At 72.0% G+C, this 20,957-nt stretch carries 20 protein-coding genes; all 20 read right to left on the minus strand.

Features of this window, described 5'->3' with window-relative positions:
• The gene (locus AC3ET4_RS09110; protein WP_431947844.1) at positions 1-816 is read right to left on the minus strand and encodes a F0F1 ATP synthase subunit delta; all 816 of its coding nucleotides are present in this window, start codon (positions 814-816) and stop codon (positions 1-3) included.
• Positions 813-1,358 carry a F0F1 ATP synthase subunit B gene (locus AC3ET4_RS09115; protein WP_431947846.1) on the minus strand — a complete coding sequence of 182 codons (546 nt, stop codon included), beginning with the start codon at positions 1,356-1,358 and terminating at the stop codon, positions 813-815. The genes AC3ET4_RS09110 and AC3ET4_RS09115 overlap by 4 nt, the downstream gene beginning before the upstream one ends.
• Before the next feature lie 44 nt (positions 1,359-1,402).
• Positions 1,403-1,651 carry an ATP synthase F0 subunit C gene (gene atpE, locus AC3ET4_RS09120; protein ID WP_361800962.1) on the minus strand — a complete coding sequence of 83 codons (249 nt, stop codon included), beginning with the start codon at positions 1,649-1,651 and terminating at the stop codon, positions 1,403-1,405.
• Between the two features lie 78 nt (positions 1,652-1,729).
• Entirely contained in the window at positions 1,730-2,560 is an 831-nt protein-coding gene (gene atpB, locus AC3ET4_RS09125; protein WP_431947920.1) for a F0F1 ATP synthase subunit A, read from the minus strand.
• A gap of 210 nt (positions 2,561-2,770) precedes the next feature.
• Positions 2,771-3,184, minus strand: a complete 414-nt coding sequence (locus AC3ET4_RS09130) for a Cg1360 family ATP-synthase-associated protein (RefSeq protein WP_431947849.1) — start codon at positions 3,182-3,184, stop codon at positions 2,771-2,773.
• 254 nt (positions 3,185-3,438) lie between these two features.
• Positions 3,439-4,746 (minus strand): MraY family glycosyltransferase, encoded by a 1,308-nt coding sequence (locus AC3ET4_RS09135; protein WP_431947851.1) that lies wholly within the window; start codon positions 4,744-4,746, stop codon positions 3,439-3,441.
• A gap of 117 nt (positions 4,747-4,863) precedes the next feature.
• Positions 4,864-6,165 carry a serine hydroxymethyltransferase gene (locus AC3ET4_RS09140; RefSeq protein ID WP_431947853.1) on the minus strand — a complete coding sequence of 434 codons (1,302 nt, stop codon included), beginning with the start codon at positions 6,163-6,165 and terminating at the stop codon, positions 4,864-4,866.
• A gap of 308 nt (positions 6,166-6,473) precedes the next feature.
• Positions 6,474-7,106: an arsenate reductase/protein-tyrosine-phosphatase family protein gene (locus AC3ET4_RS09145; protein WP_431947855.1), complete on the minus strand. Its 633-nt coding sequence runs from the start codon at positions 7,104-7,106 to the stop codon at positions 6,474-6,476.
• Complete coding sequence (locus tag AC3ET4_RS09150) at positions 7,103-7,750, minus strand: L-threonylcarbamoyladenylate synthase (RefSeq protein ID WP_431947857.1); 648 nt, start codon at positions 7,748-7,750, stop codon at positions 7,103-7,105. Before AC3ET4_RS09150 ends, AC3ET4_RS09145 begins: the two co-directional genes overlap by 4 nt.
• A gap of 31 nt (positions 7,751-7,781) precedes the next feature.
• Positions 7,782-8,627: a peptide chain release factor N(5)-glutamine methyltransferase gene (prmC, locus tag AC3ET4_RS09155; protein WP_431947859.1), complete on the minus strand. Its 846-nt coding sequence runs from the start codon at positions 8,625-8,627 to the stop codon at positions 7,782-7,784.
• Between the two features lie 16 nt (positions 8,628-8,643).
• Positions 8,644-9,723: a peptide chain release factor 1 gene (gene prfA / locus AC3ET4_RS09160; RefSeq protein ID WP_431947861.1), complete on the minus strand. Its 1,080-nt coding sequence runs from the start codon at positions 9,721-9,723 to the stop codon at positions 8,644-8,646.
• A gap of 114 nt (positions 9,724-9,837) precedes the next feature.
• Entirely contained in the window at positions 9,838-10,062 is a 225-nt protein-coding gene (rpmE, locus tag AC3ET4_RS09165; protein ID WP_431947863.1) for a 50S ribosomal protein L31, read from the minus strand.
• A gap of 123 nt (positions 10,063-10,185) precedes the next feature.
• Entirely contained in the window at positions 10,186-11,310 is a 1,125-nt protein-coding gene (locus tag AC3ET4_RS09170) for an LCP family protein (protein WP_431947865.1), read from the minus strand.
• Positions 11,311-11,846: 536 nt separating this feature from the next.
• The gene (gene rho, locus AC3ET4_RS09175; protein WP_431947867.1) at positions 11,847-13,796 is read right to left on the minus strand and encodes a transcription termination factor Rho; all 1,950 of its coding nucleotides are present in this window, start codon (positions 13,794-13,796) and stop codon (positions 11,847-11,849) included.
• 395 nt (positions 13,797-14,191) lie between these two features.
• A complete protein-coding gene (gene thrB / locus AC3ET4_RS09180; protein ID WP_431947868.1) occupies positions 14,192-15,115 on the minus strand; it encodes a homoserine kinase in 924 nt (307 codons plus the stop codon).
• Between the two features lie 301 nt (positions 15,116-15,416).
• Positions 15,417-16,505: a threonine synthase gene (thrC, locus tag AC3ET4_RS09185; RefSeq protein ID WP_431947870.1), complete on the minus strand. Its 1,089-nt coding sequence runs from the start codon at positions 16,503-16,505 to the stop codon at positions 15,417-15,419.
• 5 nt (positions 16,506-16,510) lie between these two features.
• The gene (locus AC3ET4_RS09190) at positions 16,511-17,860 is read right to left on the minus strand and encodes a homoserine dehydrogenase (protein WP_431947872.1); all 1,350 of its coding nucleotides are present in this window, start codon (positions 17,858-17,860) and stop codon (positions 16,511-16,513) included.
• Between the two features lie 126 nt (positions 17,861-17,986).
• The gene (gene lysA / locus AC3ET4_RS09195; RefSeq protein WP_431947874.1) at positions 17,987-19,378 is read right to left on the minus strand and encodes a diaminopimelate decarboxylase; all 1,392 of its coding nucleotides are present in this window, start codon (positions 19,376-19,378) and stop codon (positions 17,987-17,989) included.
• Positions 19,379-19,397: 19 nt separating this feature from the next.
• Complete coding sequence (gene nrtL / locus AC3ET4_RS09200) at positions 19,398-20,375, minus strand: ArgS-related anticodon-binding protein NrtL (protein ID WP_431947876.1); 978 nt, start codon at positions 20,373-20,375, stop codon at positions 19,398-19,400.
• Between the two features lie 66 nt (positions 20,376-20,441).
• Entirely contained in the window at positions 20,442-20,858 is a 417-nt protein-coding gene (locus AC3ET4_RS09205) for a response regulator (RefSeq protein ID WP_431947878.1), read from the minus strand.
• Positions 20,859-20,957: the final 99 nt, after the last annotated feature.

Here is a 20,957-nt window from a genome sequence, read left to right on the forward strand (position 1 = left end):
TCAGCCGGCCATCCGCCGACTCGCCTCTTCGAGGCGGTCCGCGATGGTCCCGTCGATGACCTCGTCGCCGACCCGGACCGAGATGCCGCCCGCGACCGCGGGGTCGACGTCCAGGTTCAGGTGCACCTGCCGGCCGTAGATCTTGGCCAGCGCGGCGCCGAGGCGCTGCTTCTGCCGGTCGTCCAGCGGTACCGCCGAGACGACGACCGCGACCGTGCGGTTGCGGCGCGCCGCCGCCAGCTTGGACAGGGCGTCGATCCCTGCCTCAAGGCTACGGCCTCGCGGGTAGGTCACGAGACGGACCACGATCCGCTCCGTGACCTGGTCGGCGCGGCCGCCCAGCAGCGAGTGCAGCAGGGTCGCCTTGGCCCGGGACCCCGCGGCGCGGTCGGTCAGCGCCGCCCGCAGCTCGCTGCTGCCGGAGACGATCCGGCCGAAGCGGAACAGCTCGTCCTCGACGTCGTCGAGGCGGCCCGCCCGCTCCGCGGCGATCAGGTCGGCGCTGTAGGACAGCTCCTCCAGCGCGTCGGTCAGATCACGCGGCTGCGACCAGCGGCTGCGGACCATGCCCGAGACCAGGTCGGACGTCTCGCCGCCGATCTGCCCGCCGAGGACCGCCTGCGCAAGGCCCGCCTTGGCCTCACCCGGCTGGGCCGGGTCGGTCAAGGCGCGGCGCAGCGAACCCTCGCGGTCGAGCAGCCCCGTGACGGCGGCCAGCTCCTCGGCGAGCTTCGCCGCGTCGACGGACGTGTTGTCCGCCAGCGCGTCGAGACGCTCGCGCGCGGTGGCCAGTGCCTCGCGGCTCGCTCCGTTCATCGCGCGGCCTCGGCCTTCTCCTCGAGCTCGTCGAGGAAGCGGTCGATCACGCGGCTCTGCCGGGCGGAGTCCTCGAGGGACTCGCCGACGATCTTGCCGGCCAGGTCGGTGGCGAGCTTGCCGACGTCCTGGCGCAGGGCGTGCGCGGCGGACCGCCGGTCGGCCTCGATCTGGGCGTGACCGGCGGCGATGATCTCCTCACGCTGCCGCTGGCCTTCCGCGCGCATCTCGGCGATGAGCGCGGCGCCCTGCTCCTGCGCCTCCTGGCGCAGACGCGCGGCCTCGTGGCGGGCCTCGGAGAGCGAGTGCTTGTACTCCTCGAGGGTCCGCTGAGCCTCGGCCTGTGCGGCCTCGGCCTTCTCCATGCCGCCCTCGATGGCCTCGCGGCGCTCGTCCAGAACCTTGTTGATGTTCGGGAGCAGCTTCTTGGCGAGGAAGAAGAAGACGATGGCGAAGGCGATGAGACCGATGACGAGCTCTGGGATCGGCGGGATGAGGGGGTTCTCCGCCTCCTCGGCCGCCAGCTGTGCCAGGGCGTTCACATCAGTGCCTTCCGTCGAAAGGGGTTGGTCTCGTCAGCCCGGACTCAGGAGGTCGGGTAGACGAACGGCATGACCAGACCGATCAGGGCGAGCGCCTCACAGAAGGCGAAGCCGAGGATCTGGTTGGCACGGATCAGGCCGGCGGCCTCGGGCTGGCGGGCGAGCGCCTGCGTGCCGTTGCCGAAGATGATGCCGATGCCGACGCCGGGGCCGATGGCCGCGAGGCCGTAGCCGATGGAGCCGAGGTTGCCCTTGATTTCGACACCAGCAGCGAGGGTCTGCAGAACGGACATGCCGGTTCTTCCTTCTCTTTCACGGACCGGTGGGGGTTGGCCACCGGACAATCGGGGGGTGCGGAGCGGTCAGGCTGCTCAGTGGTGCTCGGCGAGCGCGCCCTGGATGTAGGAGCAGGCCAGGAGCACGAAGACGTACGCCTGGACGGCCTGGATGAAGAGCTCGAAGGCGGTCATGACGATGACCATCACGAACGAGACGCCGGCGTAGGCGATGCCGATGCCGTTGAGCAGGTACCAGCTGGCGATGGTGAACAGCAGCAGCAGGACGTGCCCGGCGAACATGTTCGCGAACAGTCGCACGGCGTGCGTGAAGGGCCGCACGATGACGTTGGAGAGGAACTCCAGGCCGACGACCATCGGCAGCACCGCGCCGAGGGACTTGTCGTAGCCGGTGATGTTCTTCCAGCCGCCGACGAAGCCGTGCTTCTTGAAGGTCAGCGAGATCCAGGTGACGTACACGATCGCGGCGAGCGCGGCCGGGTAGCTGATGATCGCCGTCACGGGGAACTGGGCGATCGGCACGATCGACCACAGGTTCATGATCCAGACGAAGAAGAACAGCGCGACCATGAAGGGCACGTACTTCTCGCCGTCCCGCTTGCCGATCGTCTCGTAGACGATGCCGCGCCGGACGAAGTCGTAGCCGGCCTCGGCGACCATCTGCAGCTTGCCGGGGACGATCTTCGGCTTGGCGAAGGCAGCCCAGAAGAAGCCGACGATCACGATGCTGCCGATCAGCGCCAGCAGCATCGTCTTGTTGAAGTAGACGCTGCTGTCCCCGTCGCCGATCAGCGGCTTGAAGAGGAAGGAGTGCAGGCCGGGGGCCGGGAAGCCGCACCCGTCGAAGATGTGGCAGTTCGTCTCGAAGGCGAGCGTCGTTACATCACTCACCGAGAGCTCCTTCAGCGTGGCGCATAGGTACGGCAACCTCTACGTGTCGGCGCGGCACACGGCCACGGAACGGCACTGGACTGGTCTTGCGGATGTGGGGGCGGCGGGTGGGCGCTTGGCCGAGGGGCTGTTGCGAAGGCATGACTGCCACCCGCGCCAGCTCTGCCGCAGTTGAGACCGGACGATAGCAAACGAGCGGAACGCCGCTTGCACCGGCCCTGCCTTTCACGGTGAAGTTCCGGCGGATCCGGGCTCCACGTACAGCATCTTGGTCTTCATGTGAGCACGGGCCTGGGCCGCGATCCACACCAGGGTCGTGCCGAGCAGTGTGAAGGCGAACACCTGGGTGTCGAACAGCGTCGTGTGCTTGAAGACGGCCAGCACGATGGCGAGCAGCAGCAGCTGCACGGTGTAGAGCATCAGGCCCATCGCCTGGAACAGCGAGGGGTAGGAGCGGGCGGTGCGCTGAAGCACCGTCAGGCCGATTCCCATGAAGACGATCACCACCAGCGCGCCGAAGCCCGCTCCGATCGCCCCCTTGCCGCCCGCGAGCACACCGGAGACAGCGGCCGCTGCCACCCCCGCCGCGGCCGCGGGCACGGCGCAGAGCAGGAGCGTTCGGACGTCGTTGGACTGCATGGCGGCAGCTCCTCCGGCGAGGTCGGGTACAGGGATCGTCGAGGACGAGGGTAGCCCGGCTGCGGGGGCATGCCTCATGCCGGAAGACCATCGCTCTAGGGTCTTTCGGCTTGACTCCGGGTTCTCGTGAACGGTATCACAAACTATTTGATGAGTCCTTTACCCGGTTCGTGTGTGCCCTGTCACACGGACGGAGTAATCATCGCAGCGTCAACCTGACTCCGCGAGTCGAGTGTGCTATCGGGCGGCCGAGGCTACGACCGGCGGTCCGACCCCCGGCCGGCTTCCACCAGCGAGCGGGCACTGAGCGCGGTCGCTCCGTTGACGCCGGGCGCCTCCCCGGCGGCGATGGCGGCCGCGGCGGCGCTGTGGGCCGCGTGCGCGGCCTCCGCCCGGTTGCGGCGGTAGCGCGGCGGAACGAACGACTCCGCCCAGCGCGGCGCCCGCGGCTGGAAGCGCGGCAGCAGCAGGGCGATCAGCCCCATCGCGCTCAGCACCACGATGCTCAGCACGATCCACAGGCTCGAGGAGTTGACCGAGAAGGCGACCGCGCCGAAGGAGATCAGCGCGGACCAGAAGTACATGATCCACACGGCCCGGCTGTGCGAGTGCCCGATGTCCAGCAGTCGGTGGTGGAGATGGCCGCGGTCGGCGGCGAACGGCGACTGCCCGTTCCACGTCCGGCGCACGATGGCCAGCACCAGGTCGGCCGCGGGGATCGCGATGAGCGTCAGCGGCAGCAGCAGCGGCATGTAGACCGGCACCATGAAGTGCGTGGTGTCCCGGGTCGAGCCGGTGAGGTTGGTGATGGCGTCCGGATCGGTCTGACCGGTGATCGAGATGGCGCCGGAGGCCAGCACCAGGCCGATCAGCATCGAGCCCGAGTCGCCCATGAAGATCCGCGCGGGGTGCAGGTTGTGCGGCAGGAAGCCCACGCACATCCCGATGAGGATGGCGCTGAACAGCGTCGCCGGGGCGGCGGCCTCGATGCCGTAGCCGTACCAGATCCGGTACGCGTACATGAAGAACGCGATCGCGGCGATGCACACCATCCCGGACGCGAGTCCGTCGAGTCCGTCGACGAAGTTCACCGCGTTGATCGTGATCACAACCAGTGCCACGGTCAGCAGCGTCGACTGCACCGGTGTGAGCGCGACGATGCCCTTGCCCGGGATCGGCAGCCACAGGACGGTCAGGCCCTGCAGCACCATCACGCCGGCCGCGATCATCTGCGCGCCCAGCTTGATCAGTGCGTCCACGCCCCACTTGTCGTCCAGCACACCCAGCAGCCAGATCAGTCCGGCGCCCGACAGCAGCGCCCGCGGCTCGTTGGAGAGCTCGAAGACGCTCTTGAGGTTGGTCAGGTGGGCCGCCACCAGCAGACCCGCGCACAGGCCGCCGAACATGGCGATGCCGCCGAGGCGTGGCGTGGGTTCGCGGTGGACGTCACGGTCACGGATCTCGGGCATGGCGCCTGCCGCGATGGCGAACTTCCGCACCGGCCCCGTGAGGAGGTAGGTCACGGCTGCTGCCACGCACAGGGTCAGAAGGTACTCGCGCACGGGCACACCCTATTCGCGTCCGGGTGGCGACTGTGAACACAGGTGAAGACTCACAGCGGGTCCCCAGGGTTGCACACGCCCGCCGCGATGAGCGGTCCGGCCCCTGTGAGGCGCGTCTCAGCCGGGGTACGGCGGGAATGCCCCGACCAGCTCCGCGACCTCGGCGGCCAGCCCCCGCTCCTCCCGCAGCGCCCGCACGATCAGGTCCGCGACCTGCGGCATCTGCTCCTCGCGCATCCCCTGGGTGGTCACCGACGCGGTCCCCAGGCGGATGCCCGAACCGGCCGCGCAGGGCTCCGTGTCGTAGGGCAGCGTGTACTTGTCGAGCACGATCCCGGCGGCCGCGCACAGCCCGCGGGCGTGCATCCCGGTCACGCCGAGGGCCGACACGTCGGCGGCGATCAGGTGGGTGTCCGTGCCGCCGGTGGCGATGCGCAGCCCGTGCCCGGCGAGCGCGTCGGCGAGGGCGCGGGCGTTGGCGACGACCTGGTGCGCGTAGAGCGCGAACTCCGGCCGCGCCGCCTCGCCGAGCGCCACCGCCTTCGCCGCGACGGCGTGCATGTGCGGACCCCCCTGCGAGAAGGGGAACACCGCCCGGTCGATGCGCCGGGCCAGGCCGGCGCCGCACAGGATCATCCCGCCGCGGGGGCCGCGCAGGGTCTTGTGCGTGGTGGCGCACACGACGTCCGCGTAGGGCACGGGGTTGGGGGCGGCGCCCCCGGCGACCAGGCCGAGCGTGTGCGCGGCGTCCACGATCAGATAGGCGCCGACCTCGTCCGCGATCTCCCGGAACGCGGCGTAGTCGATGTGGCGGGGGTAGGCGATCCCGCCGCAGACGATCGCCTTCGGGCGGTGCCGGTACGCCAGCTCCCGCAGCTGCTCGTAGTCGATCAGGCCGCCCTCCTCGAAGGTCTCGCTCCGCGTCACCCCGTATCCGGCGATGTGGAACCAGCGGCCGGAGAAGTTCGACTCGGACCCGTGGGTGAGGTGGCCGCCGTGCGCCAGCGACATCGCCAGGACGGTGTCCCCTGGCACCAGGAGGGCCGCGTAGGCGGCCAGTACGGCCGAGGAGCCGGAGTAGGGCTGCACGTTCGCGTGCGCGGCTCCGAACAGCCGTGTGGCCCGTTCCACGGCCAGCCGCTCGGCCAGGTCCACCAGCTCGCACCCGGCGTGGTGCCGGTGGCCGGGGTAGCCCTCGGCGTACTTGTTGGCGAGCGGCGACCCGAGGGCCGCCAGGACGGCCGGGGACGTGAAGTTCTCGCCCGCGATCAACTGCAGGCAGGACGCCTGCCGCTGGGCCTCGCCGAGGAGGATGTCGGCGAGCTCGGGGTCGTGGGCGCGCAGCTCGTCGAAGCCGGGGCCCGCGGCCGGGAGCGCGGGGGTGACTATTCGAGGTGAAGACGCTTCCGCGGTGGGCATGGCGGCGCTCCGGGGGCGGCGGGGAAGGCTCTCACCTGCCACTGTCGCACCCTTGCCGGCATTTCGCGTCGCGTTGTGCTCCACCGGGGGCCGCCGGGCGCACTCCGCGGGCGGCCGCTCGGGTTCCGGACGCGCGGTCGCGGCCGTGTGCGACGGAGGAGGGGTGCGACGGAGGAGGGGTGGGACGGGGTGCGGGTACGACAGGAGACGGGTGCGACGGGATGCCGCCGCGGCACGGCCGGACCTTCCGCCCGAGCCGCCGCGCGGTGTGCGTCGGGCGGTGTGCGGTGTGCGTCGGGCGGTCGGCGTCAGGCGGTCGGCGCCGGGACCCCGGTGAGCGCGGTCAGGACGGGGTCCAGCGCGTCGTGGATCTCCTCGCCGATGCTGCGGAAGAACGTCAGCGGGGCGCCGTAGGGGTCGTGCACCTCGTCCGCGTCGGCGGTGGGCGCCAGCAGCCACCCGCGCAACGCCGCGGCGGCGCGCACCAGGGAGCGCGCCCGCTCGGTCACACTGCCCTCCGGCAGCGTCGCCGGGTCTATCGCCTTCACCAGCCGGGTGAATTCCTTGAGCGTGAAGGTGCGCAGCCCCGCCGCGTGCCCCATGGAGATCACCTGGGCGCGGTGGTCGCGGGTCGCGGTCAGCACGAGGTCGGCGTCGATCACATGGTCGTCGAGGAGTTCACGCCCGAGGAACCCCGTCGGGTCGGCGGCGTACTCCGCGAGCACCGTCGCGGCGTGCGCCTCCATGGGCGCGCCCTCGTGCCCCCAGGTGCCGGCGCTCTCCACCACGATGCCCGCGGCGCCGTCACCGAGGCGCAGCGCCAGCTCGTGCCGGGTCAGCCGCTCGGCCATCGGCGAGCGGCAGACGTTGCCGGTGCAGACGTGGAGGATGCGGAACGGGCGCTCACCGTGATCCCACTGCCCGGGTATGGGCGGTGTCAATTGCCGGCCTCCAGGTCGGGTACGACCTCGCGGAGCTGCTCCGCGCTGATCGCGCCCGCCCGCAGCAGGACGGGCACCTTGCCGGTGACGTCCACGATGGAGGACGGCACGGCCGCGGGCGTCGGACCGCCGTCGAGGTAGATCGCGACGGAGTCGCCCAGCATCTCCTGCGCCGCGTCGCAGTCCTGCGGCGAGGGGTGGCCGGTCAGGTTGGCGCTGGAGACCGCCATCGGACCGGTCTCGGTCAGCAGTTCGATGGCGACCGGGTGCAGCGGCATGCGGACGGCGACGGTGCCCCGGGTGTCCCCCAGGTCCCACTGCAGCGACGGCTGGTGCCGGGCGACGAGGGTGAGCGCACCCGGCCAGAAGGCGTCGACCAGCTCCCAGGCGTGCTCGCTGAAGTCGGTGACCAGGCCGTGCAGGGTGTTCGGGGAGCCGACCAGCACGGGCGAGGGCATACCCCGGCCCCGGCCCTTGGCCTCCAGCAGGTCGCCGACGGCCTCGGCGTTGAACGCGTCCGCGCCGATCCCGTAGACGGTGTCGGTGGGCAGCACCACGAGCTCGCCGCGGCGTACGGCGGACGCGGCCTCGCGCAGTCCGGCAGCCCGGTCCGTCACGTCCGAGCAGTCGTAACGCCGTGCCATCAGCAGACCTCCATGACGTGTGGCGCCGTTGTCACGGCGTCGCCTTGCGGGCGGTGGTGAACCGGGGGCGGTTGTTGAGGTCGGGGTGGTCGGCGGCGTCCGCCCAGCCGGCCTCCTCGGTGAAGATCCAGGGCACCTGGCCGCCCTGGGTGTCGGCGTGCTCGATGACGACGACCCCGCCGGGCCGCAGCAGCCGGTGCGCGGTGCGCTCGATGCCGCGGATGGTGTCCAGGCCGTCCTCACCGGAGAACAGCGCCATCTCGGGGTCGTGGTCGCGGGCCTCCGGCGCCACGTACTCCCATTCGGTGAGCGGGATGTAGGGCGGATTGGAGATCACCAGGTCCACCTGGCCGTTGAGGTCCTGGAAGGCCTCCAGGGCGTCCCCCTGCCGCAGGTCGACCTTGCTGCCCTCGACGTTCTTGCGGGCCCACACCAGCGCCTCGTCGGACAGCTCCACCGCGTGCACCCGGCTGCGCGGCACCTCCTGCGCCAGGGCGAGCGCGATGGCGCCCGACCCGGTGCACAGGTCGACGATGAGCGGCTCGGCGACGTCCATGGCGCGCACGGCGTCTATGGCCCACCCGACGACCGACTCGGTCTCCGGGCGGGGCACGAACACCCCGGGGCCGACCTGGAGTTCCAGATAGCGGAAGAACGCGCGGCCCGTAATGTGCTGCAGCGGCTCACGGGCCTCGCGGCGGGCCACGGCCTCCCAGTAGCGCGCGTCGAAGTCGGCGTCGGCGACGGTGTGCAGCGCACCCCGCTTCACCCCGTGCACATACGCCGCGAGCTCCTCCGCGTCGAACCGCGGCGAGGGGACGCCGGCGTCGGCCAGCCGCTGGGTCGCCTGGGCGACCTCGGCGAGCAGCAGGTTCACGTTCTCCGCCTCCGGTTCAGCTTCCGTCGCCCGCGGCCGCCAGCTTGGCCGCCGAATCGGCGTCGACGCAGGCCTGGATCACCGCGTCCAGGTCTCCGTCGAGGACCTGGTCCAAGTTGTACGCCTTGAAGCCGACGCGGTGGTCGGAGATGCGGTTCTCCGGGAAGTTGTACGTGCGGATGCGCTCGCTGCGGTCCACGGTGCGCACCTGGCTGCGGCGGGCGTCGGAGGCCTCGCGCTCGGCCTCCTCCTGCGCGGCGGCCAGCAGCCGGGAGCGCAGGATGCGCATCGCCTGCTCCTTGTTCTGCAGCTGGCTCTTCTCGTTCTGGCAGGAGACGACGATGCCGGTGGGCAGGTGGGTGATGCGGACAGCGGAGTCGGTGGTGTTGACCGACTGGCCGCCGGGGCCGGAGGAGCGGTAGACGTCGATGCGCAGGTCGTTGGGGCCGATCTCGACCTCGACCTCCTCGGCCTCCGGGGTGACCAGCACGCCGGCGGCGGAGGTGTGGATGCGGCCCTGCGACTCGGTGGCCGGCACGCGCTGGACGCGGTGCACGCCGCCCTCGTACTTCAGCCGGGCCCAGACGCCCTGGCCGGGTTCCGCGGTGCCCTTGGTCTTCACCGCGACCTGGACGTCCTTGTAACCGCCGAGGTCGGAGGCGTTGGCGTCGATGATCTCGGTCTTCCAGCCCAGGCGCTCGGCGTAGCGCAGGTACATCCGCAGCAGGTCGCCCGCGAACAGCGCCGACTCCTCGCCGCCCTCGCCGGCCTTGACCTCGAGGATCACGTCCTTGTCGTCGCTGGGGTCGCGCGGGACGAGCAGCAGCCGCAGCTTGTCGGTGAGCTCCTCGCGGTGCCGCTCCAGGTCCTTGACCTCGGAGGCGAACTCGGGGTCGTCCGCGGCCAGTTCCCGGGCGGTCTCGATGTCCTCGCCGGCCTGCTTCCAGCCGCGGTAGGTGCCGATGATGGGGGTCAGTTCGGCGTAGCGCTTGTTGAGCCTGCGTGCGTTGGCCTGGTCGGCGAAGACCGCCGGGTCGGCAAGCTTCTTCTCGAGGTCGGCGTACTCGCCGATCAGTTCCTCGACCGCCTCGAACATCAGGATCCCTGCTTTTGAAAGGGGTGAACGCCGGTGTACCAGCCTGGGACGACAAAGCGCCGGTCCGGCCGCCGGAGGATATCCGGGCGGCCGCGGACCGGCGCTCTCGGGTCGCTACTTCTTGGCGGACCCGGCCGCCTTGCCGAAGCGGGCCTCGAAGCGGGCCACGCGGCCACCGGTGTCGAGGATCTTCTGCTTGCCCGTGTAGAACGGGTGGCACGCGGAGCACACGTCGGCGCGGATGACGCCGCCGGTGACGGTGCTACGGGTGGTGAAGGAGTTGCCGCAGGTGCAGCTGACCTGCGTCTCCACGTACTCCGGGTGGATTTCGCGCTTCAAGGGATTCTCCTAGTGTTCGGGAGGGTCCCGGGTCGTGCAGCGGGCTTGCGTCACGTGAACCGGGGCCGACGGACCAGTCTGCCAGCACTGGCCGCATCTGCCCAAACCGGGGGCCGTGGTGATCTATTCCGCGCGCTCGGCGGGCTGCCGCACGGCGCTGCGCACCACACCGCCCGTGTCGACGTCGTCACCGGCCGAGCCCTTGGTGGCGGAGGCGGGAATCGGCTTGTCGGCCCGCAGGGCGGCCCAGATCCGCTCCGCCTGGTCGGTGATCGGCAGGACGCGGTTGGGGTCGGCGGGGTCGTAGCGCACCGGCATGGTGACCATGCCGATGTCCTGCGAGCCCAGGCCCTTCAGGCTCTCCCCGAGGGAGACCAGCTTCTTGACCGACGCCAGCTCCGAGTCGGTGGTGATGGCGCCGGTGGCGGTGTCGGCGATCTCGTAGAGCCGGGTCGGCGAGCTCAGCAGCCCGATCCCGTCGACCCGGTCCACCAGGGCCTTCAGAAAGGCCTGCTGCAGCCTTATCCGGCCCAGGTCGCTGCCGTCCCCGACCCCGTGGCGGGTGCGGACCAGGCCGAGGGCCTGCTTGCCGTCCAGGTGGTGGGTGCCGGCCGGCAGGTGCAGATGGCTGCGGCTGTCGTCGATGGCCTGGCTGGTGGTGACGGTGACCCCGCCGAGGGCGTCGATGAGGTGCTGGAAGCCGACGAAGTCGATCTCGATGTAGTGGTCCATGCGGATGCCGGTCATCGTCTCGGCCGTCTTGACCGCGCAGGCGGGGCCGCCGATCGCATACGCCTCGTTGAACATCTCGCCCTGCCGGGCGGGGGCGGTGCCGCCGCCGGGCCGGGCGCAGGCGGGCCGGTCGACGAGGGTGTCGCGGGGGATGCTGACCACGCTCGCCCGCTGGTGCCCCTGGTAGACGTGGACGATCATCGCGGTGTCGGAGCGGGCGGTCCCGTCGTCCTGGCCGCCGCCGGCCCTCTGGTTGCCGCCCGAGCGGGAGTCGGAGCCGAGGACGAGGATGTCCATCGAGCCGTTGTCGACGTCGGCCGGGCGGTCGCGCCCGAGAAGGGCGTTGATGTCGATGCCCCGGATGTTGCCGTTGAGCTTGAGGTACAGGCACCCGGCGGCGGTGGTGGTCAGCACCAGGAACGACGCCACGACCCAGGCGGTGATCCGCAGGGCCCGGCGGCGTGGGCTGCGCGGGCGTCCCCGGTGGGCTCGTCCGTCCTCCGCGTGCTCGGGCATCGGCTCCTCTGTCCTGATCTGCTCCTTGTCGCAGGAATACCCCGTTCCGCATCTGATCAGCCATGGGAGGGATCCGCGCACAGGGCAATGACAGCGCGCCGGGGGCCGCCCCGCCCGCGGACGCGCCGGATACGCCGCAGGTGAGAGCCATCCGGTCGGTGCCGGGGAGACCGCGGGCGGCCGTGGGCGAGGGGGCGGCGGACGGCCGGAGGCCGGGGAACCGGAGGCAGCGAACTGCCGGAGGCCAAGGACGGCCGGGGGCAGCCTGGGGCGAGGGCTGTAGCGGATGGCCGCAGGCCGAGGCGCCGGAGGCAGCGGCCGCGGACAGCCGACGACCAGTGCCGGCAGACAGCCGGAGGCGGCCGGGGGTGACGCCAACAGCGGACGGCCGCAGGCCAAGGCGCCGGAGACAGCCGACGGCCGCGGGCAGCGAACAGCCGGAGGCCAAGGACGGCCGGGGGCGATCAACGACCGAAGGCCGGCCCCGTCACCGAAGTGACGGGGCCGGCCTCCTTCACCGGGCCGACGCCGGAGCGTCAGTCGTTGTTGCCACCCGGGGTGGTCTTGGCGATCTGCATCAGGAACTCGGCGTTGGACTTGGTCTGCTTCATCTTGTCCAGCAGCAGCTCGATCGCCTGCTGCGAGTCGAGCGCGTGCAGCACCCGGCGCAGCTTCCAGACGATGTTCAGCTCGTCCGGAGCCAGCAGGATCTCCTCCTTGCGGGTACCGGACGGGTCGACGTCCACCGCGGGGAAGATCCGCTTGTCGGCGAGCTTGCGGTCGAGCTTGAGCTCCATGTTGCCGGTGCCCTTGAACTCCTCGAAGATCACCTCGTCCATGCGCGAGCCGGTCTCGACCAGCGCGGTGGCCAGGATGGTCAGCGAGCCGCCGTCCTCGATGTTGCGCGCGGCGCCGAAGAAGCGCTTCGGCGGGTAGAGCGCGGTCGAGTCGACACCACCGGACAGGATGCGGCCGGAGGCGGGCGCCGCGAGGTTGTACGCGCGGCCCAGACGGGTGATGGAGTCGAGCAGGACGACGACGTCGTGGCCCAGCTCCACCAGCCGCTTGGCCCGCTCGATGGCGAGCTCGGCGACGGTGGTGTGGTCCTCGGCGGGGCGGTCGAAGGTCGAGGAGATGACCTCGCCCTTGACCGACCGCTGCATGTCGGTGACCTCTTCCGGACGCTCGTCGACGAGGACGACCATCAGGTGGCACTCGGGGTTGTTGCGGGTGATCGCGTTGGCGATGGCCTGCATGATGATCGTCTTGCCGGTCTTCGGCGGGGCCACGATCAGGCCGCGCTGGCCCTTTCCGATCGGGGCGACCAGGTCGATGATCCGGGTGATCAGCTGGCCGGGCTCGTTCTCCAGCCGCAGCCGCTCCTGCGGGTACAGCGGGGTGAGCTTGTTGAACTCCGGGCGGCCGCGGCCGCTCTCCGGGGCCATGCCGTTGACGGAGTCCAGGCGCACCAGCGCGTTGAACTTCTCGCGGCGCTCGCCGTCCTTGGGCTGGCGCACGGCGCCCGTGACGTGGTCGCCCTTGCGCAGGCCGTTCTTGCGCACCTGGGCGAGCGAGACGTACACGTCGTTCGGGCCCGGCAGGTAACCGGAGGTCCGGATGAACGCGTAGTTGTCCAGGATGTCCAGGATGCCGGCGACCGGGATCAGGACGTCGTCCTCGCCGACCTGCGGCTCGCCCGCGAAGTCGTCGCGGCGGTTGCCGCCGCGGCCGCGGCGGTCGCGGTAGCGGCCCCGGCGGCGGCGGCCGCCGCCGTCGAACTCGTCGTCGTCCTGCTGGCCGCCGCCCTGGGCGCCACCGCCCTGCTGCTGGCCCTGGCCCCCGCCCTGCTGCTGACGCTGCTGGCCGCCGTCCTCGCCGCCCTTGCGGCGGTCGCGCTGACGGTCCCGCTGACGGTCGCGGCGGCTCTCGCGGCGGTCGTCGCCGCCCCTGCCCTCGCCGGACTTGCCCTCGGCGGTGTCCACGGCGGCCTCGGCGCGGGCCTCGCCACGACCGTCGGCGCGGCCGTCGGCGGACTGCTCGGCCTTGGCGGGCTCCGCCTTGGCCTTGACCGCGGGTGCGGCCTTCTCGCCGGCCGGCTGGCCGGGGATCTCGATCTGCTTCGGCTGCTGCTCGCCGCCCTGGTTCCCGGCCTCGGCCGATTCACCCGTACGGGCGCGGGAGGTGGCGCGGCGCTTCGGCTTCTCGGCAACGGGCGCGCCGTCGGCGGAGGCCTTGGCGCCGCCGCCGGACTGCGCGGCCTTGATGGTCTCGATGAGCTGGCTCTTGCGCATCCGCGCGGTGCCCTTGATGCCCAGACCGGACGCGAGCTGCTGCAGCTCGGCCAGGACCATGCCCTCGAGTCCGGTACCCGTGCGGCGGCGCCGCGCGGCGGGGGCGGTGGCAGCACCGGTGGCAGGCGCGGCAGCATCGGACGCGGCGACAGGGCTGTCTGCGCGTACGCCCATCAGATCGGTGGTGTCGCTCACGAAGGGTCCTTCCCTGGAGCGGACGTCGGCCTGTCTGGCTCGGCGACCGGTCGTGCTGTCCGGATCCGGTCCTTAGCGCTTGCGCCGGACCCGGGGCGGTGGTCCGCCTGACGGCGGAGGAGATGATGTGGAACAAAAACACAGTTACCGGCGAGGTGAGAGTTCACTCTCGGGTGAAATGTCACCCGCGCCGTCTCCGGAGCGTGCTCGACACTGCCAGGCAGGCTGCCTATGCGGTGTGGGAGGCTCCCGGAAGAATGGGCGGTCCCGATGCGGGACACAGGGCACCGGGACAACAGGAACAACAAACGGGCGCCTGAGTCCACGGGTGCAGCAATGAGATTAACACTACCGGATCCAACAAACATTCCCCCTCTCTACGACCTGCAATCGTGTCACTGCCCCACAGCCAGCGGCAGCACACTCGCCCCTGCCGCGTCGAGGGCCAGACGGTTCGCCGCCCACCCCTCACCCGCCAGCCGGGAGACCTTGTCGGCGGTACCCTCGTCCGCGAGCGCCAGCACCGTGGGCCCCGCACCCGAGATGACGGCGGGCACGCCCTCGCCGCGCAGCCGGTTGACCAGTGCCGTGCTCTCCGGCATCGCGGTCGCCCGATACTCCTGGTGCAACCGGTCCTCGGTGGCGGGGAGCAGCAGGTCGGGGCGCCGGGTGAGGGCCTCGACGAGAAGTGCGGCGCGACCCGCGTTGGCCGCGGCGTCCACATGCGGGACGCTGCGCGGCAGCAGGCCCCGCGCGGTCTCGGTCAGCACCGGACGGTCGGGTACGAAGACCACCGGAACGACTGACGCGCAGGGATCCATCCGGACCGCGTGGGCCGCCCCGCCCTCAGTCCAGGCCAGTGTGAAGCCGCCGAGCAGACAGGCGGCGACATTGTCCGGGTGGCCCTCGATCTCGTTGGCCAGCTCCAGCAGCGCGGCGTCGTCGAGCCTGTCCTGCCCGCCTATCGTCACGGCGCGGGCGGCCATGATGCCGGCGCAGATGGCGGCGGAGGAGGAGCCGAGGCCGCGGCCGTGCGGGATGCGGTTGGCGCACACCACCTCCAGGCCGCGCGGCTGTCCGCCGAGCGCGTCGAAGGCGGTCCGCAGGGACCGTACGACCAGGTGGTTCTCGTCGCGGGAGAGGGAGTCGGCGCCTTCGCCGGCGATGTCGACGTGCAGACCGGAATCGGCCACCCGCACCACGACGTCGTCGTAGAGTCCGAGCGCCAGGCCGAAGGCGTCGAAGCCCGGTCCGAGGTTGGCGCTCGTCGCGGGGACGCGCACTCGGACGGCGGCGGCGCGGAAGGCTGGTCCGGCCATCGTTCGACGACTCTCCTTGCTTCAAGGGCGTTTCTGCCTCGCGGCGCCGCGGCATGCTTGCCGTACGGCGGCGAGGACTTGGGGACCGTACCAAGGGGATCCCGCGACGGGGACGCCCATGGCATGGGCCAAAACGGCGTGCGGCGGCGCCGGTGTGAGGTCAGCCTATCGAAGGAAGGTTCTCCTGCGACATAGGGCGCACAAACAGCGCGTGATGCGTGTCGCGCGTGAACCGTGCGCCCCTGCCGTCGCACGGGGGGGCGGGCGCGGCACGGGCCGCGCCCACCCCGCCACCCCGAGGTCAGCGCAGCCCGAGCCGCTCCGCGGCCGCGTCGGCGTCCACCGGAACGGTGATGGGCGGCGGTGCGCCGGCCACCGCCCAGTCGGGGTCCTTGAGGCCGTTGCCCGTGACCGTGCAGACGATCCGCTGTCCCGGGTCGACCTCGCCCTGCTCGGCGGCCTTCAGCAGCCCGGCGACGCTCGCGGCGGAGGCCGGCTCGACGAAGACGCCCTCCTGCGCGGCGAGCAGCCGGTACGCCGAGAGGATCTGACGGTCGGTCACCGAGTCGATCAGGCCGCCGGATTCGTCCCGGGCCTCCTCGGCGTACTGCCAGGAGGCCGGGTTGCCGATCCGGATCGCGGTGGCGATCGTCTGCGGACTGCGCACCGGCCGGCCCAGCACGATCGGCGCGGCGCCGGAGGCCTGGAAGCCCCACATGCGCGGACGGCGCGTCGACACGCCGTCCGCCGCGTATTCGCGGTAGCCCCTCCAGTACGCGGTGATGTTCCCGGCGTTGCCGACCGGCAGCACATGGACGTCCGGCGCGTCGCCGAGCGCGTCCACGATCTCGAAGGCGGCGGTCTTCTGACCCTCGATACGGTCCGGGTTCACCGAATTGACCAGCGCCACCGGGTACTTGTCGGACAGGCCGCGGGCGAGCTCCAGGCAGTCGTCGAAGTTGCCGTCGACCTGCAGGATCCGCGCCCCGTGCACCAGCGCCTGGCCCATCTTGCCCAGCGCGATCTTGCCCTGCGGCACCAGGACGGCGCACACCATCCCGGCCCGCACCGCGTAGGCGGCGGCCGAGGCGGAGGTGTTGCCGGTGGAGGCGCAGATGACCGCCTGCGCGCCCGCCTCCTTGGCCTTGGAGATCGCCATCGTCATGCCGCGGTCCTTGAAGGAGCCGGTGGGGTTGGCGCCCTCCACCTTCAGGAACACCTCGCACCCCGTGCGCTCGGACAGCACCTGGGCGGGGACGAGCGGGGTGCCCCCCTCCAGCAGCGTGACCACCGGGGTCGCCGCGCCGACCGGGAGCCGGTCCCGGTACTCCTCGATGAGGCCGCGCCACTGGTGGGTGGCCGGAACCCGGCCGGCGGACACTGCGTTCATGCTGGTCACTCCCCTTCCACACGCATGATGCTGGCCACGCCCCGGACGGTGTCGAGCCCCCGCAGCGCCTCGACGGTCGCCGACAGCGCCGAGTCGGGAGCCCGGTGGGTGACGACCACCAGCGAGGCCTCCCCGCCCTCCGCTCCCGCGCCGTCCCCCTGCTCGGCGGCGGCCTGGTCGCCGCCGCCCGGGTTCCGCCCCTGCTGCCGCACCGTGTCGATCGACACCTGGTGCTCCGCGAAAACCGTGGCGACCTGCGCCAGGACGCCCGGTTTGTCCGCCACGTCCAGGCTGATGTGGTAGCGGGTCACGACGTCGCCCATCGGGCTCACGGTGAGCCGCGCGTACGCGGACTCCCCCGGTCCCGTGCTGTTCGCCAGCTTGTTGCGGCACGTCGCCACCAGGTCGCCCAGCACCGCCGAGGCCGTCGGCGAGCCGCCCGCGCCGGGGCCGTAGAACATCAGCCTGCCGGCCGCCGCGGCCTCCACGAAGACCGCGTTGTACGCCTCGCGCACACTGGCCAGCGGATGCGTCAGCGGGATCATCGCCGGGTGGACGCGGGCGGAGACCGAACGCCCGTCGGCGCCGCGCTCGCAGATCGCCAGCAGCTTGACCGTGCAGCCCATCCGCCGGGCCGAGGCGATGTCGGCCGCGGTGACCTCGGTGATCCCCTCACGGTGGACGTCGCCGATGGTCACCCGGGTGTGGAAGGCGATGCCCGCCAGGATCGCGGCCTTGGCGGCGGCGTCGAAGCCCTCCACGTCGGCCGTCGGGTCCGCCTCCGCGTACCCAAGGGCGGTGGCCTCGTCCAGCGCCTCGGAGTAGCCGGCGCCGGTGGTGTCCATCTTGTCGAGGATGAAGTTGGTCGTGCCGTTGACGATGCCCAGCACCCGGTTGACCTTGTCGCCGGCCAGCGACTCGCGCAGCGGGCGGATCAGCGGGATGGCGCCGGCGACCGCGGCCTCGTAGTAGAGGTCCACCCCGTGCTCGACGGCGGCGGCGTGCAGCGCGGCGCCGTCCGCGGCCAGCAGCGCCTTGTTGGCGGACACCACGCTGGCGCCGTGCTCGAAGGCGGTGGTGATCAGCGAGCGGGCGGGCTCGACGCCGCCGATCACCTCGACGACCACGTCGATGTCCCCGCGTTTGACCAGGGCGGTCGCGTCCGTGGTGAGCAGCTCCACGGGCACGCCCGCGCGCACCCGGTTGGGCCGCCGTACGGCGATGCCGGCGAGCTCCACCGGCGCGCCGATCCGCGCGGCGAGGTCGTCGGCGTGCGTCGTCATGATGCGCGCGACCTCTGAGCCCACCACACCACAGCCCAGCAGCGCCACCTTCAGCGGACGCGTACGCATCATCCGACCTCGCTTCGCGTTTCGGCTCCTACCGAGCCTTTGGACCGTCCCAGTCTCACGCACCGGACGGGAGTTTCCCCGCACTGTCCGGATCGCGAGACCAGTCTTCTTACATGTGAGATCCCCCGGTCAGCCGACGTCGAGACGCAGGAGGTCGTCCTCCGTCTCGCGCCGGACGATCACCCGGGCCTCACCGTCCTTGACGGCGACCACCGGCGGGCGCAGGGCGTGGTTGTAGTTGCTGGCCATCGAGCGGCAGTACGCCCCCGTCGCCGGCACCGCCAGCAGGTCGCCGGGCGCCAGATCGGCGGGGAGGAAGGCGTCGCGCACCACGATGTCGCCCGACTCGCAGTGCTTGCCGACGACCCGGGTCAGCATCGGCTCGGCGTCGCTGGAGCGCGACACCAGCGCCACGCTGTACTCGGCGTCGTAGAGCGCGGTGCGGATGTTGTCCGACATCCCGCCGTCCACGCTCACATACGTCCGCAGCCCCTCCAAGGGCTTGATCGTTCCCACCTCGTACAGGGTGAACGCCGTCGGGCCCACGATCGCCCGGCCCGGCTCGACCGACAGCCGCGGCACGGTCAGCTCCGCCCCCCGGCACTCGCGGGTGACGATCTCCCCCAGCGACTTGGCGATCTCCTGCGGCTCGCGCGGGTCGTCGTCCGGGGTGTAGGCGATGCCGAGGCCGCCGCCGAGGTCGATCTCGGGCAGCTCCACCCCGTGCTCGTCGCGGATCTGCCGCAGCAGGCCGATCACCCGGTGCGCCGCCACCTCGAAGCCGGAGGTGTCGAAGATCTGCGAGCCGATGTGCGAGTGGATGCCGACCAGTTCCAGCGAGTCCAGGCGCAGCACACGGCGCACCGCCTCGGCCGCGTCCCCGCCGGTGAGGGAGAAGCCGAACTTCTGGTCCTCGTGCGCGGTGGCGATGAACTCGTGGGTGTGCGCCTCGACGCCGACGGTGACGCGGACCTGAACCCGCTGCCGGCGGCCCGCCTGCCGGGCGGCCTCCGCCACCCGGACGATCTCCTGGAAGGAGTCGAGCACGATCCGCCCCACCCCGGCCTCGACCGCCTGGCGGATCTCCGCGCCCGTCTTGTTGTTGCCGTGCAGCGCGATCCGCTCGGCCGGCATCCCCGCGGACAGCGCCACGGCCAGCTCGCCGCCGGAGCACACGTCGAGGTTGAGGCCCTCCTCGTACAGCCAGCGCACCACGGCGCGGGACAGGAACGCCTTGCCCGCGTAGAAGACGTCGGCGTCCTCCCCGAAGGCCTCGCGCCAGGCACGGCAGCGGGCCCGGAAGTCGGCCTCGTCCAGGATGTAGGCGGGGGTGCCGAACTCCTCGGCGAGGGCGCGCACGTCCAGACCGCCCACGGTGGCGACGCCCTCGGCGTCCCGGGTGACGGTGCGGGCCCAGACCCGGGGGTCGAGGGCGTTGAGGTCGGCGGGCGGCGCCGCGTAGTGGCCCTCGGGGAGGACGTCGGCGTGACGGGGTCCGGCGGGGTGTGCGGAACGGCTCATCGTCTCGTGCTCTTCACTCTCACAGGTGGCGGGGGGCGCTGATGCCGAGCAGGGTCAGGCCGTTGGCGAGCACGGTCCCGGCGGCGTCGGCGAGCGCCAGGCGGGCCCCGTGAACGGCCGAGGGTTTCTCCTCGCCCTTGGGCAGCGCCGGGCACGCGTCGTGGCAACGGAGGGAGGCGTCGGCCGTGTGCTCCAGCAGCCGCGCCACCCGGTCGGGCGCGCCGTGCCGGGCGGCGGCCTCCACGGTGCGGGGGAAGTCGGCGATCAGGCCCAGCAGTTCGGCCTCCGCGGGCTCCGGGGAACCCGCGGCGGGGCCGGGTGCCAGGCCCAGGTCGCGGGCGCCGCGCAGCAGGGCCCGGCTGCGGGCGTGGGCGTAGCGGACCAGGAACAGGGGGTTGGCCTCGCGCTGCGGCAGGTGCGCCGCGGGGTCGGTGCGGGGGGCGTCCTCGGCGGGCGGGCGCAGCAGGGCCCAGGCGGTGGCGTCGGCGCCGAGGGTGCGCAGCAGCTCGTCCCGGGTCTGCCGTACGGGGTGGGGGCGGCGGGCGGGCGGCTCGACGCCGGTGGCGGCGTGGAGACGGCGCAGGGCGGCGGCGTAGGCGTCGGCGCGGGGCTCGCCGGTGGGCGGGGGCGCGAGTGCCACGGGGTGCTCGCCGATGCCGTACCGGCTGCCCTGGGCCCGTACGAGATCGACGAGGGCGCCGTGCGAATCCCCCTGGAGGGTGATGTTGAGGAAGCCGGGGGCGGCGACGTCCACCCGGGCGATGCCGGGGGCGGCGGCCAGCCGGCGGCTGATGACGTCGGCGACGGTGAGGGGGGCGACGCCGGTCAGGGGGGCCAGTTGCAGGGCCACGTTGGTGGCGTAGTCCCCGCAGCCGGGACGCGGGGGGCGGCGCACGACGACCCGCTCGGGCACCGGGCCCGCCAGGCTGAGCTCGTCGGCCTCGACGGCGCGACGGACCGTGGCGAGCACGGTGCGGGAGAGCTCAGCGGGGGTCATGAGCGCAAGGGTAGGCGAGGAGGGGGGTGGCGGCGCGAACGGGTTTCACCCTTTGGTCATCCCTGGTCACGCGGTGCCCGGGGCGGCCGCGGGAGCGCCCCTGCGGGGGGCGTTCTCGACGAGCCGGCGCACGACGCTCAGCAGCTCGCCGGGCTCGAAGGGCTTGCCGAGGAAGGCGTCGGCCCCGGCGGCGACGGCACGCTCGACCTCGGCCGGGGTGCAGGCGCTGACCACGACGATCCGCACGTCATGGGTGCGGGGGTCGGTGCGGAGACGGGCGGCGGTCCTTATGCCGTCCAGGCGGGGCATGACGACGTCGAGGGTCACGACGTCGGGGCGCACCTGCTGCACGACGTCCAGGCACTCGGCACCATCGGCCGCGGTCACGACCTCGAAGCCCTCCAGCTCGAGGTTGACCCTGATCAGCTGCCGGATGACCTTGTTGTCGTCGACGACAAGCACCCGGCCGGACTCGCCCGGCACAGGAAGATGCTAGGCGCGCCGGATCGGATGCGTCCGCGTTTTCCCCATTCCCTCCCCGACCGGGGGACGGGGGCGGGGGCGCGGGCGACGCGGGCGGTG

The organism is Actinacidiphila sp. bgisy167, from assembly GCF_057707665.1.

Excerpts from the sequence above, each read along its gene's own strand:
- AC3ET4_RS09110 (WP_431947844.1), bottom strand. The coding sequence starts at position 816 with ATGAACGGAGCGAGCCGCGAGGCACTGGCCACCGCGCGCGAGCGTCTC.
- atpE (WP_361800962.1), bottom strand. The coding sequence starts at position 1,651 with ATGTCCGTTCTGCAGACCCTCGCTGCTGGTGTCGAAATCAAGGGCAAC.
- AC3ET4_RS09130 (WP_431947849.1), bottom strand. The coding sequence starts at position 3,184 with ATGCAGTCCAACGACGTCCGAACGCTCCTGCTCTGCGCCGTGCCCGCG.
- AC3ET4_RS09140 (WP_431947853.1), bottom strand. The coding sequence starts at position 6,165 with ATGCCCACCGCGGAAGCGTCTTCACCTCGAATAGTCACCCCCGCGCTC.
- AC3ET4_RS09150 (WP_431947857.1), bottom strand. The coding sequence starts at position 7,750 with ATGGCACGGCGTTACGACTGCTCGGACGTGACGGACCGGGCTGCCGGA.
- prfA (WP_431947861.1), bottom strand. The coding sequence starts at position 9,723 with ATGTTCGAGGCGGTCGAGGAACTGATCGGCGAGTACGCCGACCTCGAG.
- AC3ET4_RS09170 (WP_431947865.1), bottom strand. The coding sequence starts at position 11,310 with ATGCCCGAGCACGCGGAGGACGGACGAGCCCACCGGGGACGCCCGCGC.
- thrB (WP_431947868.1), bottom strand. The coding sequence starts at position 15,115 with ATGGCCGGACCAGCCTTCCGCGCCGCCGCCGTCCGAGTGCGCGTCCCC.
- thrC (WP_431947870.1), bottom strand. The coding sequence starts at position 16,505 with ATGAACGCAGTGTCCGCCGGCCGGGTTCCGGCCACCCACCAGTGGCGC.
- AC3ET4_RS09190 (WP_431947872.1), bottom strand. The coding sequence starts at position 17,860 with ATGATGCGTACGCGTCCGCTGAAGGTGGCGCTGCTGGGCTGTGGTGTG.
- lysA (WP_431947874.1), bottom strand. The coding sequence starts at position 19,378 with ATGAGCCGTTCCGCACACCCCGCCGGACCCCGTCACGCCGACGTCCTC.
- nrtL (WP_431947876.1), bottom strand. The coding sequence starts at position 20,375 with ATGACCCCCGCTGAGCTCTCCCGCACCGTGCTCGCCACGGTCCGTCGC.